The sequence below is a fragment of the Pseudomonas sp. S2_A02 genome, assembly GCF_054668495.1.
Map to the genome: position 1 here is coordinate 3,168,567 of NZ_CP162776.1, position 16,268 is coordinate 3,184,834.

The 16,268-nt window shown below is 59.9% G+C and carries 7 protein-coding genes and 3 pseudogenes; 6 read left to right on the forward strand and 4 right to left on the reverse strand.

The features are described 5' to 3' along the window. Positions 1–254: 254 nt before the first annotated feature. Positions 255–4,208 (forward strand): trifunctional transcriptional regulator/proline dehydrogenase/L-glutamate gamma-semialdehyde dehydrogenase, encoded by a 3,954-nt coding sequence (gene putA, locus AB4O41_RS14495; protein ID WP_460143661.1) that lies wholly within the window; start codon positions 255–257, stop codon positions 4,206–4,208. A 253-nt stretch (positions 4,209–4,461) separates the two neighbouring features. Next, entirely contained in the window at positions 4,462–6,264 is a 1,803-nt protein-coding gene (locus AB4O41_RS14500; RefSeq protein WP_460143662.1) for an acyl-CoA dehydrogenase, read from the forward strand. Positions 6,265–6,387: 123 nt separating this feature from the next. Here AB4O41_RS14500 and AB4O41_RS14505 read toward each other — a convergent pair whose 3' ends face one another. The 4 genes and pseudogenes from AB4O41_RS14505 to AB4O41_RS14520 all read right to left on the reverse strand — a co-directional run bounded on the left by AB4O41_RS14505 (position 6,388) and on the right by AB4O41_RS14520 (position 8,967). Further along, positions 6,388–7,233 (reverse strand): methyl-accepting chemotaxis protein, encoded by an 846-nt coding sequence (locus AB4O41_RS14505; protein WP_460148343.1) that lies wholly within the window; start codon positions 7,231–7,233, stop codon positions 6,388–6,390. 69 nt (positions 7,234–7,302) lie between these two features. After that, positions 7,303–8,382: pseudogene (locus tag AB4O41_RS14510) on the reverse strand (cache domain-containing protein); the annotation flags it as partial. A 55-nt stretch (positions 8,383–8,437) separates the two neighbouring features. After that, the gene (locus AB4O41_RS14515) at positions 8,438–8,740 is read right to left on the reverse strand and encodes a cell division protein ZapA (RefSeq protein ID WP_460143663.1); all 303 of its coding nucleotides are present in this window, start codon (positions 8,738–8,740) and stop codon (positions 8,438–8,440) included. After that, positions 8,737–8,967: a hypothetical protein gene (locus tag AB4O41_RS14520; RefSeq protein ID WP_460143664.1), complete on the reverse strand. Its 231-nt coding sequence runs from the start codon at positions 8,965–8,967 to the stop codon at positions 8,737–8,739. Before AB4O41_RS14520 ends, AB4O41_RS14515 begins: the two co-directional genes overlap by 4 nt. Positions 8,968–9,305: 338 nt before the next feature. Between AB4O41_RS14520 and AB4O41_RS14525 the strand changes: the two are divergent. The 4 genes and pseudogenes from AB4O41_RS14525 to mscK all read left to right on the forward strand — a co-directional run. After that, positions 9,306–9,965, forward strand: a pseudogene (locus AB4O41_RS14525) (MCP four helix bundle domain-containing protein); the annotation flags it as partial. 303 nt (positions 9,966–10,268) lie between these two features. Continuing rightward, a pseudogene (locus tag AB4O41_RS14530) lies at positions 10,269–10,868 on the forward strand (methyl-accepting chemotaxis protein); the annotation flags it as partial. A gap of 231 nt (positions 10,869–11,099) precedes the next feature. Continuing rightward, positions 11,100–12,842, forward strand: coding sequence for a potassium/proton antiporter (locus tag AB4O41_RS14535; RefSeq protein ID WP_460143665.1), 1,743 nt, complete (start codon positions 11,100–11,102; stop codon positions 12,840–12,842). Positions 12,843–12,876: 34 nt separating this feature from the next. Continuing rightward, positions 12,877–16,227 carry a mechanosensitive channel MscK gene (gene mscK, locus AB4O41_RS14540; RefSeq protein ID WP_460143666.1) on the forward strand — a complete coding sequence of 1,117 codons (3,351 nt, stop codon included), beginning with the start codon at positions 12,877–12,879 and terminating at the stop codon, positions 16,225–16,227. Positions 16,228–16,268 lie beyond the last annotated feature (41 nt).

Genomic DNA, 16,268 nt, shown 5'->3' on the forward strand with positions numbered 1-16,268 from the left:
GTACGAATAAGTTGCACCTAGTCGGATTTTCCTGAAAAGGGTCGGTTTTTGCTCCTTTTTAGGGCGTTTTCCGGGTTGCGCTAGAAGTAAAAGCACCAAGCAGGCGCGGGAGGGATGTACCAGAATTGATTTCCTGACGAGCTGCTTATTATTCCGACAAAAAAGGGTTGCACCCGGTTGCACCTCGACCGACGCACAGCTAATCTTGCCGCCAGCTGATGCCACGCGGTCGTGGCAAACATGAGGATAAAAATATGGCTACCACCACTCTTGGGGTCAAACTTGACGACCCGACCCGCGAACGCCTCAAGGCCGCCGCGACCTCGATTGATCGCACGCCGCACTGGCTGATCAAGCAGGCAATTTTCAATTACCTGGAAAAACTCGAGGGTGGTGCAACCCTGTCCGAGCTGAACGGTTTGAACGGCAAGGAAGTTGACGAAGCGGGCGAGATCCACGTCGATCACGCGCATCAGTGCTTCCTGGAATTCGCTGAAAGCATCCTGCCGCAATCGGTGCTGCGCGCCTCTATTACTGCGGCCTACCGTCGCCCGGAACCTGAAGTGGTGCCGATGCTGATCGAGCAGGCGCGCCTGCCGGCTGCGATGGCCGAAGCCACCAACAAGCTCGCCGCCTCGATTGCCGAGAAACTGCGCAATCAGAAAAGCGCCGGCGGCCGTGCCGGGATTGTTCAGGGCCTGTTGCAGGAATTTTCCTTGTCGTCCCAGGAAGGCGTGGCGCTGATGTGCCTGGCCGAAGCGCTGCTGCGCATCCCGGACAAAGGCACCCGTGACGCGCTGATCCGCGACAAGATCAGCACCGGCAACTGGCAGCCGCACTTGGGCAACAGCCCGTCGCTGTTCGTCAACGCCGCCACTTGGGGCTTGCTGCTGACCGGCAAATTGGTCGCCACCCACAATGAAGCAGGCTTGACGTCGTCCCTGAGCCGCATCATCGGCAAGAGCGGCGAACCGATGATCCGCAAGGGCGTCGACATGGCCATGCGCCTGATGGGCGAGCAGTTCGTTACCGGCGAAACCATCGCCGAAGCGCTGGCCAACGCCAGCAAGTTCGAAGCCAAAGGTTTCCGCTATTCCTACGACATGCTGGGTGAAGCCGCACTCACCGAACATGACGCCCAGAAGTACCTGGCCTCGTACGAACAAGCCATCCACTCGATCGGCAAAGCGTCGCACGGCCGTGGGATTTATGAAGGCCCGGGCATTTCCATCAAGCTCTCGGCACTGCACCCGCGTTATAGCCGTGCGCAATACGAGCGCGTGATGGACGAGTTGTACCCGCGCCTGCTGTCGCTGACCTTGTTGGCCAAGCAATATGACATCGGCCTGAACATCGACGCCGAAGAAGCCGACCGCCTCGAGCTGTCGCTGGATCTACTGGAGCGCCTGTGCTTCGAGCCGCAACTGACTGGCTGGAACGGCATCGGTTTCGTGATCCAGGCTTATCAGAAGCGTTGCCCGTATGTGATCGATTACGTGATCGACCTGGCTCGCCGCAGCCGTCATCGCCTGATGATCCGCCTGGTAAAAGGTGCGTACTGGGACAGCGAAATCAAGCGCGCCCAGGTCGAAGGCCTGGAAGGCTATCCGGTCTACACCCGCAAGGTGTACACCGACGTTTCCTACATCGCCTGCGCACGCAAACTGCTGTCGGTACCGGAAGTCATTTATCCGCAGTTCGCCACGCACAACGCCCACACCTTGTCGGCCATTTATCACATCGCCGGTCAGAACTATTACCCAGGTCAGTACGAGTTCCAATGCCTGCACGGCATGGGCGAACCGCTGTACGAACAGGTTGTAGGTAAAGTTTCCGAAGGCAAGCTGAACCGTCCGTGCCGCGTGTACGCACCGGTTGGCACGCACGAAACATTGTTGGCGTATCTGGTGCGTCGCCTGCTGGAAAACGGCGCGAACACCTCATTCGTTAACCGCATCGCCGACCAGTCTATTTCGATTCAGGAGCTGGTGGCCGATCCAGTGGCCAGCATCGAGCAGATGGCGACGCTGGAAGGCGGCTTCGGCCTGCCGCACCCGCGTATCCCGCTGCCGCGTGATCTTTATGGTCCCGAGCGCGCCAACTCCAGCGGCATCGACATGGCCAACGAACATCGTCTGGCTTCCCTGTCGTGCGCCCTGCTGGCCACCGCTCACAACAACTGGAAAGCGGCGCCGATGCTCGGTTGCGCGTCCAGCACTGAAACCCCTGCGCCAGTCCTGAACCCGTCCGATTTGCGTGACGTGGTCGGCCATGTGCAGGAAGCGACCGTCGAAGACGTCGACAACGCAATCCAGTGTGCCCTGAACGCTGCGCCAATCTGGCAGGCCACCCCGCCGGCCGAACGCGCCGCGATCCTGGAACGTGCCGCCGATTTGATGGAAGGCGAGATCCAGACGTTGATGGGTCTGTTGGCTCGCGAAGCCGGCAAGACCTTTGCCAACGCCATCGCCGAAGTGCGTGAAGCCGTGGACTTCCTGCGTTATTACGCGGTGCAGGCTCGTAACGATTTCACCAACGATGCCCACCGCCCATTGGGTCCGGTGGTCTGCATCAGCCCGTGGAACTTCCCGCTGGCAATCTTCAGTGGTCAGGTCGCTGCCGCCCTGGCCGCCGGTAACCCGGTACTGGCCAAACCTGCGGAACAAACCCCGCTGGTGGCCGCTCAAGCCGTGCGCTTGCTGATCGAAGCCGGGATTCCGGAAGGCGTGCTGCAACTGCTGCCGGGCCGTGGCGAAACTGTCGGCGCCCGTCTGGTCGGCGACGATCGCGTCAAAGGCGTGATGTTCACCGGCTCCACCGAAGTCGCTCGTCTGCTGCAACGCAACGTCGCCGGTCGTCTGGATGCTCAGGGTCGTCCGATTCCGCTGATCGCTGAAACTGGTGGCCAGAACGCGATGATCGTTGACTCCTCGGCACTGACCGAACAGGTTGTGATCGACGTGGTGTCGTCGGCCTTCGACAGTGCTGGCCAGCGTTGCTCGGCGCTGCGGGTACTGTGCCTGCAGGAAGATTCCGCTGATCGTGTCATCGAAATGCTCAAGGGCGCCATGGCGGAATGCCGTCTCGGTAATCCAGAGCGCCTGTCCGTGGACATCGGCCCGGTGATCGACGCCGAAGCCAAGGCGGGCATTGAGAAGCACATCCAGGCCATGCGCGACAAAGGTCGCAATGTGTACCAGGTGGCAATTGCCAACAGCGAAGAAGTCAAACGCGGCACCTTCGTGATGCCGACCCTGATCGAACTGGAAAGCTTCGACGAACTGCAACGGGAGATCTTCGGCCCGGTGCTGCACGTGGTTCGCTACAAGCGCAAAGAGATCGATCAACTGATCGGCCAGATCAACGCTTCCGGCTACGGCTTGACCCTTGGCGTGCACACTCGCATCGACGAGACCATTGCCAAGGTGATCGACAACGTCAACGCGGGTAACGTTTATGTGAACCGCAACATCGTCGGCGCTGTGGTCGGCGTGCAACCGTTCGGCGGTGAAGGCCTGTCGGGCACTGGCCCGAAAGCCGGTGGTCCGCTGTACCTGTACCGCTTGCTGTCGACACGTCCTACCGATGCGATCGAACAATCCTTCGCTCGGGGCGACGCTATCGCTGCACCGGATGTCCGCCTGCGTGATGCCATGAGCAAACCGCTGACTGCGCTGAAAGCCTGGGCCGACAGCAACAAGCTCGCTGACTTGAGCACCCTGTGCGTACAGTTCGCGGCGCAATCGCAAAGCGGGATCACCCGTGTTCTGGCAGGCCCGACCGGTGAGCGCAATAGCTACGCCATCCTGCCGCGCGAACACGTGCTCTGCCTGGCGGACGTCGAAGGTGATCTGCTGACTCAACTGGCGGCGGTGTTGGCCGTAGGCGGCTCGGCGGTGTGGCCGGACGCTGAACCGGGCAAGGCGCTGTTCGCACGCCTGCCGAAAGAAATCCAGGCGCGGATCAAGCGGGTTGCCGACTGGACCAAGGATGAGGTGGTAATTGATGCGGTTCTGCATCATGGCCATTCCGACCAGTTGCGTGCGGTCTGCCAGCAAGTGGCCAAGCGTGCCGGCGCGATTGTTGGGGTTCATGGTTTGTCGCAGGGCGAAACCAACATTGCGTTGGAACGTCTGGTGATCGAGCGTGCGTTGAGCGTGAACACCGCTGCGGCGGGTGGTAATGCCAGTTTGATGACGATCGGCTAAACCCAATAAGCCAGGCACCCGCAATAGGTGCCTGGTTCACCAAACCCTGTGGGAGCGGGCTTGCCCGCGATAGCGATGTATCAGTCACTGAAGATGTTGACTGGTCTGACGCCATCGCGGGCAAGCCCGCTCCCACAGGTTTGTGCATCAGGCTTCTTGATTGTTCTGCCCTTCTATCACCGCCATCAATCATCCTGTTCAGCCTCTATTCCCACGCCTAGACTCGGTCCATTCCAAAAAAAGGTAGATCGCCATGTCCGAGACGTTGCTCAGTTCCCGTAATCTGGCTTTCGAGCTGTATGAAGTCCTTGATGCCGAGGGCCTGACCCAGCGTGAGCGGTTCGCCGAGCACAACCGCGAAACCTTCGATGCGGCCATCGGCACCGCCCGCAGCATCGCCGAGAAGTTCTTCGCCCCGCACAACCGCAAGGGCGATGAGAACGAACCGCGCTATGAGGACGGTCAGGCGATTCTGATTCCGGAAGTGAAACCGGCGGTGGATGCCTTCCTCGAAGCCGGTTTCCTCAACGCCGCGCGCAGTTTCGACGCGGGCGGCATGCAACTTCCTACATTGCTATCCCAAGCCTGCTTCGCGCACTTTCAGTCGGCCAACGCGGCGTCGACCTCCTACCCGTTCCTGACCATGGGCGCGGCGAACCTGATTGAAAGCTTCGGCACCGATGAGCAGAAGCAGCGCTTCCTGCAACCGATGATCGACGGCCGTTTCTTCGGCACAATGGCCCTCACCGAGCCGCATGCCGGCTCGTCGTTGTCGGATATTCGTACACGCGCCGAACCCGCGTCCGACGGCACCTATCGACTCAAGGGCAACAAGATTTTCATCTCCGGCGGCGATCACCCACTGTCGGAAAACATAGTGCATATGGTGTTGGCCAAACTGCCGGACGCACCGGCCGGTGTGAAAGGTATTTCGCTGTTCATCGTGCCCAAGTTTCTGGTCAACGATGACGGCAGCCTCGGCCAGCGCAACGACGTATTGCTGGCCGGTTTGTTCCACAAGATGGGCTGGCGCGGCACTACGTCCACCGCGCTGAACTTCGGCGACAACGGCGAGTGTGTCGGCTATCTGGTAGGCAAGCCGCACCACGGTTTGAGCTACATGTTCCAGATGATGAACGAGGCACGGATCGGCGTCGGTATGGGCGCGGTGATGCTGGGTTATGCCGGTTACCTGTATTCCCTGGAATACGCCCGCGAACGTCCACAAGGTCGAGTACCGGATAGCAAGGACCCGACCACCGCACCGGTGGCAATCATTCAGCATGCCGACGTCAAACGCATGCTGCTGACCCAGAAGGCTTATGTAGAAGGCGCGTTCGACCTTGGGTTGTACGCGGCGCGGCTGTTTGACGACACCACGACCCTTGAAGGCGAAGCCGAGCGCAAACAGGCTCATGAGCTACTGGATCTGCTGACGCCGATCGTCAAATCCTGGCCATCGGAGTTTTGCTTGAAGGCCAACGAACTGGCGATCCAGATTCTCGGTGGCCACGGTTATACCCGTGAGTACCCGGTGGAGCAGTACTACCGCGACAACCGCCTGAACCCGATCCATGAAGGGACTCACGGCATTCAGTCGCTGGACTTGCTGGGGCGCAAACTGGCTCAGAACGGGGGCGCGGGGCTCAAGCAACTGATCCGCCTGATCGCCGACACCGCCGAGCGCGCACAGGCGTATGAATCGCTGACACCACTGCGAGAACCGCTGGAGAAACTGGTGGCGCGCCTGCAAGCCGTGACCATCGGCCTGCTGACCGATCTGGCCCAAGGCAAGGTCAATAGCAGCCTGGCGAACTCCGCGCTGTACCTGAAAGTGTTCGGCCACACGGTGATTGGCTGGCGCTGGCTGGAACAGGCGATTCGCGCTGAGGAAGGGCTGGCCAAAGGGAACCCGGCGGACGTGAGCTTCTATAAAGGCAAGCTGCAGGCGGCGCGATATTTCCTGACGTGGGAAGTGCCGGGTTGTCACCATGAACTGGCGATTCTTGAGGCGCGGGATGATGTGTGTCTGACGATGCGGGATGAGTGGTTCTGACCCCCCCGCTCACTGATCATTCCCACGCTCTGCGTGGGAATGCCTCCTGTGACGCTCTGCGTCACAATCGCGAAGGGACGCGGAGCGTCCCGGGCTGCATTCCCACGCGGAGCGTGGGAACGATCATGTCAACCGAAACCCATCCATCTGCCGCGCCAGATCATCCGCCAACCGCTGCAACGTCTGACAGTCTTCCCGACAAGCCCTGACTTCCCCTGCTGTCGCTCGAGCCAAATCAGAAATCCCCTGCACGTTGCGGTTGATCTCTTCCGTCACCGCCGACTGCTCTTCTGTCGCCGTCGCCACCTGATGGTTCATGTCGCTGATCCGCTCGACCTGCCCGGTGATCGCCGTCAACGACGCCCCGGTACGCTGACTCGACTCAACGCCGGTGCCGGTCGCCGCTTGCCCGGCGTGCATGGAAAACACCGCATTCTCCGCGCCCTGCTTGAGGCTGCCGATCATCTGCTGAATCTCGTCGGTGGATGACTGAGTTCGCCGCGCCAGGGTCCGCACTTCATCGGCCACCACGGCAAACCCGCGTCCCATATCCCCGGCCCGTGCCGCTTCGATGGCGGCGTTGAGCGCCAACAAATTGGTTTGCTCGGAAATCCCGCGAATCACCGCCAACACCTGATCGATGGACGCCACTTGATGGGCCAACTCACCCACCGCACCGGCGGCTATGCCAATCTCGTCGGACATGCTTTCTATATGCCGGATCGATCCACCCACCACTTCCCGCGCCTGCAGTGCTTCATCCCGCGCGGTTTGCGAAGCGACGGCCGCGTTGCCGGCGTTTTCAGCGATTTCCTGCACGGTCAGGCCCATCTCGTGGACAGCGGTGGCGACCATGTCGGTCATTTCCTGCTGACGGCCCGAGCGTTCGGCCGTGTTGTCCACCACCCGTGCCACTTGGCCAACCGCCGTGCGTAAACGCTCGCTGGTGGCCAGGACTTCGCCGATCATGTTGCGCTGACTTTCCAGAAATCGATTGAAACCGCGAGCGAGGTCACCCAGTTCATCCGTGCGACTGGAATCTAACCTGTGGGTCAAATCTCCACCACCGCTACCGATGGCTACCAGCGCCGCTGTTACCTGACGAATCGGTCGCACCAACCCACGGGCCAGCACCACCACCAACAACAGGCACACCAACGCCACCGCCAGACCGATGCCGCTGCTCATCCACATCGCACGCCGGGCTTCGGCGTAGATCTGCGACTGTGGCACTTCGGCCACCAGGGTCCAGCCCAGATCACGCAGCGGCAGGCTCAACGCCAGAAAATCTTCACCATCGCGGACAAAACTGCTGGTGGCGGACGCGGTGGAGGTAGAGAGCCGCCCCATGACCGCTTGCGCCGCGGGGGTGCCGATCTGTTCGACCAGCGTGCGTTTGCCGCTGTACTGCGTCTCGGGATGAACCTGGATCAAACCGTCGGAGCGCACGAGATAGACCTTGCCGCGCTCACCGAAGTTGAAATTCTGAATTAGCTCCGACAGCTCTTTCATGCTCAGGCCCAGCCCGGCGACGCCCACGACTTTGCCGGCCTGCTCGACTTTGAAATCGATGAACAGGGCCAATTCACCGGTGGCGGTGTCATTGTCGATATTGAGGGTGCGCGGTTGGTTGCTATCGAGGAAAGCATAGAACCAGGCGTCCTTTGGATTGGAGCGACTGAGGGTCCGGTCCAGGCCTTTTTCAGTGAAGTAATGGTTGGACGCGGTGCCGACAATAATCGCGGTAAAGGCTTTGTGCTCGGCGCGGATGCCTTCCAGATACTTCACGAAGGTGTCGGTCTGGGCACTGTTCTCGCCCCCGCCCAACCAATCGCGAACCATGCTGTTACTGGCGATGTCCTTGGCGGCGGTAAGCGGTTGAACGAGGATTCGTTCGATGTCGTTGCGCATCGCTTCGATGCTCGACGGCAGCGCTTGTTCGACCAGATAGCGCTGGGCGAGACGGTTGACCACGAGGGTATAAACGCCAACCACGATCAGAATACTGACCAGCAGGGCGGTGCCCATGCTCAGGATCAACTGCCATTGAATACTGCGTCGCCAGAACTGCATGGAGCACCCCCAAAGAATAAGAGGCTGGAATACTGCAACAGCCATGCCGATTGTATACAACGCAAACGACAATTTATTCTTTGGTTGTGCGCAAAGCTGATCAGGCCTGATTGATTGTCTTGGCGATCACTTCAACCGTGGCGCTGACTTGCTCTTGGAAACGGTTGAGTTCCTCCTGATGACGCTTTTGCATTTCGATCTGCTGCGAGCACAGATTCATCGCCGCCAGCACCAGCAAGCGGTCACCGATCAGCGTCGGGTATTTCTTTTTGGTCTCGGCCAGGGCGGCCTTCAACATCAATGCGGCGTCCAACAGGGTCTGCTCTTCCCCGGCCGGCGCCTTGATCGAATAGTCCTCCCCCAGAATCGAGACGACTTTTACCCCTGCGGCGCCGTAACTCATGCGCTGACAGGGCCGGCGCTGACGCGCTCAACCAAGGCCTGAATGCGTGCGGCGGTGGCGCCTTGTCTCTCTTCCTGTTCCATCAGGCTCAGTTGCAGGCTTTCGTTTTCTTCCTTGACCTGGGCCAGTTCTGCACTCAGGGATTGATGGGTGCCGAGCAGGGTCTGGTTCTGCTGCACCAGGTCGCTGACCAGTTGTTCCAATTGGCTTAGGGATGCTTCCAACATTTTGATTTTCCGGGCATTTTCAAAGGGCGCGTACGATAAAGAAAAGTCACCACTGACGCCAGGGTTATTCGGGCGCAAGGCCTTGATTTTGCTGGTGGGCGACCTTCCTCGCGAGCTTTAAAGACTGTGTTTAGCGGATCTGGTTCCTGCACTTCGTCGCCGCGGCCCTTCTGCGACAAAAACGCGCAGCGCCTCAAGACTTTAGTCGTATGACCGATAAGTCATCCATACAACAGTCTCAGCGCCGCACGAATGCGCTCTTTTCGGTGAACACCATGTCCCTACGTAATATGAATATCGCACCGCGGGCGTTCCTCGGCTTCACCCTGATTGGCGCCATGCTGCTGATCCTGGGGGTGTTCGCCCTGAACCAGATGAGCAAGATTCGCGGCGCCGCCGAGGAGATCACCTCGAACAGCGTACCGAGCATCAAAAGCCTCGACGAGTTCACTCAACTGACCCTGCGCCTGCGTGTCCTGGCTTATCGCCTGTTGGTGAATCGCGAACCGGACATCCAGCAGAAAACCATGGACCTGCTGGAAACCCGTAACCAGCAGATTCGAGCGGCTCAGACCTCCTATGAAAAACTGATCGCCAGCCCGCAGGAACGTGCAGCCTATGATCAGTATGTGCAGTTACTGGGTCAGTACCGCCAAATCGAAGACCGGATGAAGAGCCTGTCGCGCAACAATCAGGTCGACGAACTGCGCACACTGGTCAACACCGATTTACTGAACAACTCTGAAGCCATCAACACCGTGCTCAACCGCTTGCTGGAGATCAACACCCAGCAGGCCGACAGCGCCAACCAGCAAGCTACCGACCAGTACTCGTCAGCCTTCAACCTGGTGGTGACCCTGCTGGTCATCGCCACCGGCCTGACCTTGCTGTTCGCCTGGCTGCTGACCAACAGCATCACCAAGCCGATCGCCAACGCCTTGAGCGCGGCTGAAGAAATCGCCGAAGGCAACCTGACGCGGCCGATCACCGTCGATGGCGAAGATGAAGCCGGTCGTCTGCTCGCCGCGATGGCGAAGATGCAGGAAAAACTGCGCGATACCCTGCAACGGATTTCCGGTTCGGCCACGCAACTGGCGTCTGCCGCGGAAGAACTCAACAGCGTCACCGACGAAAGCGCTCGTGGCCTGACTCAGCAAAATAACGAAATCGAACAGGCCGCCACCGCTGTCAATGAAATGACCAGCGCCGTGGAAGAAGTCGCCCGCAACGCCGTGAGCACCTCCGAAGCCTCGAAAAACGCCACCACCTCGGCGGGCGACGGTCGTGACCTGGTTCAGGAAACCGTGAGTGCCATCGAGCGCATGAGCGCCGACGTACAGAGCACCGCCACCCTGATCGGTGATCTGGCCAACGAGTCGCGGGACATCGGCAAAGTGCTGGACGTTATTCGCGGCCTGGCTGATCAGACCAATCTGTTGGCGTTGAACGCCGCCATCGAAGCGGCCCGTGCCGGTGAAGCCGGTCGTGGTTTCGCGGTGGTCGCCGACGAAGTGCGTGCGCTGGCCCATCGCACTCAACAGTCGACCAGCGAAATCGAACGCATGATCGGCAGCATCCAGAGCGGCACCGAACACGCCGTGGATTCGATGCGCAACAGCACCGAGCGCGCCGAATCGACCTTGAACATCGCTCGCGGTGCAGGCATGTCGCTGGACACCATCAACAGCGCCATCGTCGAAATCAACGAACGCAATCTGGTGATCGCAAGTGCCGCCGAAGAACAGGCGCAAGTGGCCCGTGAAGTAGACCGCAATCTGGTGAACATTCGTGACCTGTCGGTGCAATCGGCCACCGGTGCCAACCAGACGAGCGCGGCCAGCAACGAGCTGTCGCGCCTGGCGCTGGACCTGAACAACATGGTTGGGCGGTTTAGCCTGTAACCTGTGACTGATCGTTCCCACGCTCCGCGTGGGAATGCATCTATGGACGCTCCGCGTCCGCTCTTGGAACGCAGAGCGTCCCGGGCTGCATTCCCACGCAGAGCATGGGAACGATCAGTCGACTCACGTTAAAAGCTTTTTGACAGCATCACATTTCAACAGGTTAGAATCGCTGGCACGCAGACTGCATGGTCAGTTTGTGCCCGCCTTTAGCTTTCTGGAGTACTGCCTTTGAATGCGACGACCATCAACAGCCTGTTCTTGATCGGCGCGTTGCTGGTAGGTGCGAGCATTCTGGTGAGCTCTCTTTCATCGCGCCTCGGCATCCCCATTCTGGTGATTATCCTCGCGGTGGGCATGTCGGCCGGTGTCGACGGTGCCGGCATTATTTTCGATAACTACCCAACGGCTTATCTGGTCGGCAACCTCGCTTTGGCAGTGATCCTGCTCGACGGCGGCTTGCGCACCCGGGTGGCGAGTTTTCGCGTGGCATTATGGCCGGCATTGTCGCTCGCGACAGTCGGGGTCTTGATCACCACCGGGCTGACCGGGATGGCGGCGGCGTGGCTGTTCGACCTGAACATGATTCAGGGCTTGCTGATCGGCGCCATCGTCGGCTCCACCGACGCCGCGGCCGTGTTCTCGCTGCTGGGCGGCAAGGGCCTGAACGAACGGGTGAGCGCGAGCCTGGAAATCGAATCCGGCAGCAACGATCCGATGGCGGTGTTCCTCACCGTGACCTTGATCGACATGCTCGCCAGCGGCGAAACCGGTCTGCACTGGAATCTGCTCCTGCATTTGATGCGCGAGTTCGGCATCGGCGGTGTGATCGGCCTCGGCGGCGGTTGGCTCATGCTGCAACTGGTCAACCGGATCAACCTGGCCAACGGCCTTTATCCGATTCTGGTGATCGCTGGCGGTCTGGTCGTGTTTGCCCTGACCAACGCCCTGCACGGCAGCGGTTTTTTGGCGGTGTACTTGTGTGGCCTGGTGATCGGTAACCGTCCGGTCCGCAGTCGCCACGGCATTCTGCACATGCTCGACGGCATGGCCTGGCTGGCCCAGATCGGCATGTTTCTGGTGCTGGGGCTGTTGGTTACGCCCCATGACCTGCTGCCGATTGCTTTGCCGGCGCTGGGCCTGGCGCTGTGGATGATTCTGTTTGCCCGTCCGCTATCGGTGCTGGTCGGTCTGTTGCCCTTCAAGGCGTTCCATGGACGCGAGAAGGCATTCATTTCCTGGGTGGGTCTGCGCGGTGCCGTACCGATCATTCTGGCGGTGTTCCCGCTGATGGCGGGGCTGCCCAATGCTCAGCTCTACTTCAATCTGGCGTTCTTTATCGTGCTGGTCTCGCTGCTGGTGCAAGGCACAAGCCTGCCCTGGGTTGCCAAGCTCTTGAAAGTGACCGTCCCGCCGGAGCCCTTGCCGATCTCCCGTTCTGCGCTGGAAGTGCATGTCACCAGCGAATGGGAGCTGTTCGTGTATCGCCTCGGTGCCGAGAAATGGTGCATTGGATCCCCTCTTCGCGAGCTGAAAATGCCCGAAGGTACCCGTATCGCAGCCCTGTTTCGTGGCCAACAACTGCTCCATCCGTCGGGTAGTACGGTGCTCGAAGTCGATGATTTGCTCTGCGTCATCGGCCATGAACACAACCTTCCGGCCCTCGGAAAACTCTTCAGTCAGGCACCACAGCGGGGCCTGGATTTGCGCTTTTTCGGCGACTTCGTACTCGAAGGAGACGCCCAGCTGGGTGCGGTTGCTGCCCTGTACGGGTTGAAAGTCGAAGGCATCGATCCGAACATGTCCCTGGGCCACTTCATTGCCCAGAAAGTGGGCGGTGCGCCGGTAGTCGGTGACCAGGTGGAATGGAACAACACCCTCTGGACCGTCGCGGTCATGGAAGGGAACAAGATTGGTAAAGTGGGCGTCAGATTCCCCGAAGGAAGTCGCCCCGGACCGGGACTCTTCCTCTAAACTCCACTCTTCGCCTCGTTTTCGATCGGTCTCTATGTCAACCCTGCGCACTTTTATTATCATGGCCCTGCTGGGCTTGAGTCTTTCCATCAGCACGCTGCAAGCCGCCGAACCGCCGTCCAGCGAAGCCGTGCAGGCGAGCCTGGACAAGATCGCCGACCGCAAACTGCCGGAAGCCGATCAAAAAGCCCTGCAAGCGGTCCTGCAGAGCACGCTCACTCAGCTTAACAACCAGCGTGATTACGATCAGAAGCTGATCGATCTCAAGCAGCAGTTGAACAGTGCGCCAAGGCAGAACATCGAGAACCAGCGCGAACTGACCCGTCTCAAGGCCACCAAAGTAGTACCGGTGGCGCAACGCTATACCAAAGAGACCATTCAGCAGCTTGAGCAATTGCTGACCGAACGTTCCACCCAGCAAAGCGATCTGCAAAAAGCCCTGGCTGAAGCGAACAGCCTGATCATCACCGCCCAGACCCGCCCTGAGCGCGCCCAGGCCGAAATATCTGCCAGCCAGACGCGCATCCAGCAGATCAACAACATCCTCAAGATCGGCAAGGACAGCGGCAAGACCTTGACCCCTGAGCAACGCGATCAGCTCAACGCTGAACTCGCGGCACTGAACGCCTTGATCCCGTTGCGTCGCCAGGAACTGGCCGGCAACAGCCAGTTGCAGGACTTGGGCAACAGCCAGCATGACTTGCTGTCGGAAAAATCGGCGCGCCTGGACCAGGAAATTCAGGAACTGCAAACCCAGATCAACCAGAAACGCCTGGCCCAGTCGCAAGAAACGGTGACCCAGCAGTCCATCGAAGCGCAGAAGGCTGGCGGCAGCAGCCTGCTGGCTACCGAAAGCGCGGCCAACCTGAAGCTCTCCGACTACCTGCTTAAAAGCACCGACCGCCTCAACGAAGTCACCCAACAGAACCTGCAGACCAAGCAGCAACTGGACAGCGTGACCCAAAGCGATTCGGCGCTGGACGAACAGATCAACGTGCTCAAGGGCAGCCTGCTGCTCTCCAAGATTCTCTACAAACAGAAACAGGCGCTGCCGCGCCTCAGGCTCGACCGCGATCTGGCCGACCAGATTGCCGACATTCGCCTGTATCAGTTCGAAGTCAGCCAGCAACGGGAACTGCTCAGCAACCCGACAACTTATGTCGATAACCTGCTGGCGACTCAGCCACCCGAGCAAGTCACCCCGCAACTGCGCAAGAGCCTGCTGGAACTGGCCACCACCCGCGCGGACCTGTTGGAGCGTTTGTATCGCGAACTGAACGCAGTGCTCAACGAATCCATCACGCTGCAACTCAACCAGAAGCAACTGCTCAGCACCGCGCAAAGTCTGCGGGCGACCCTCGACGAACAGATGTTCTGGATTCCCAGCAACAAACCGCTGGACCTTGAGTGGATGCACGGCGTGCCGGAACGCCTGGAACGTCAGGTCACCACCTTGCCTTGGGCCTCAAGCCTGAGCGAACTGACCGATGGCCTGACGCAACGGCCGCTGTTGTTCCTGCCGCTGGCCTTTCTGATCGGGGCGCTGCTGTGGCGCCGCAAAAATCTCTATGCCCGCCTGAACAAAGTTCACCTGGACATCGGCCATTTCAAGCGCGACAGCCAGTGGCACACACCGCAAGCGATTCTGATCAACATCCTGCTGGCGATGCCGGTCTCTCTGGGCCTGGCCTTATGCGGCCTGGCCTTGCAGATCGACGCCCGCGGACAGAACACGAACATGGGCGCGGCACTGCTGCAGATGGCCCAGGCCTGGCTGGTGTTCTACACCGCCTACCGCATCCTGGCGCCGGGTGGCGTGGCCGAACTGCATTTCCGCTGGGAAAAACCTCAGGTCGAATTCCTTCAAGGCTGGATACGCCGACTCGGCCTGGTAGTGATGGCCCTGGTGGCAGTGGTGGCGGTCGCCGAGTTGCAACCAGCGATACTGGCCGATGACGTGCTCGGCATGCCGGTGGTGCTGACTTGCTACGCCTTGATGGCCTGGCTACTCAGCCGCCTGCTGGTTAGCAGCCCGACTCACCAGAACGCTTCACTGTTCCGCAAGGCCGTGGGGGTTCTGTTCACAGCCCTGCCGATCGCGTTGTTCGTCGCCGTGTGCTTTGGCTACTACTACACCGCGCTGAAACTCAGCGACCGGTTGATCAACACGCTTTACCTGCTGATGTTCTGGCTGGTGATCGAGGCCACGTTCGTGCGCGGTCTCAGCGTTGCCGCACGGCGCCTGGCCTATCAACGCGCCTTGGCCAAACGCCAGGCCGCCAAAGAAGCCGGCGACGGTGAAGCGGTGATCGAAGAGCCAACCCTGGACATCGAGAAGGTCAACGAACAGTCACTGCGACTGATCCGCCTGGCCTTGCTCGGCGGTTTCATCGCGGCGTTGTATTGGGTCTGGTCGGACCTGATTTCAGTGTTCTCGTACCTGGACAACATCACCCTCTACGAATACACCAGCGGCACCGGCGCCAACATGAGCATGGTGCCGATCAGTATCGGCGATATGCTCGGCGCGCTGATCATCATCGGCATCACCTTCGCGCTGGCGCGCAACCTGCCGGGCTTGCTGGAAGTGTTTGTGCTGTCGAAGCTGAACCTGGCCCAGGGCAGCTCCTACGCCACGACCACGCTGTTGTCCTATGTGATCGCCGGTGTCGGTTTCGTCTCGACCCTGTCCACGCTCGGTGTGAGCTGGGACAAGTTGCAATGGCTGGTGGCGGCGCTGTCGGTCGGCCTCGGTTTCGGGATGCAGGAGATCTTCGCCAACTTCATCTCCGGCATCATGATCCTGTTCGAACGCCCGGTGCGGATCGGTGACACCATCACCATCGGCAACCTGTCGGGCACGGTGAGCAAGATCCGGATCCGCGCCACGACCATCACCGACTTCGACCGCAAGGACATCATCGTCCCGAACAAGACGTTCATCACCGGGCAACTGATCAACTGGTCCCTGACCGACACCATCACCCGAGTGACCCTCAAGCTCGGCGTCGACTACGGCTCGGACCTGGACCTGGTGAAAGAGCTGCTGCTCAAGGCAGCCCGCGACAACCCGCGCGTGCTGAAGGACCCGGAACCCCACGTGTACTTCCTGAACTTCGGCGAAAGCACCCTTGATCACGAATTGCGCATGCATGTGCGCGACCTCGGCGACCGTAACCCGGTACTCGACGAGGTTAACCGCTTCATCAATCGTGAGTTCAAGAAGCAGAAGATCAACATCTCGTTCCGGCAAATGGAGGTCTACCTCAAGAACCTTCACGGTCAGGAGTACAAGATGGTGCCGGTCGAGCCGGAAACCAAAACCATCGTGCCGCTGCCCGATGGCAAATCGCACCGAGAGCCTCCGCCGGTCGAACTCGACTAACCGCCCTATCCCTAGCAGAATGCTCGGACATTCTGCTGGAG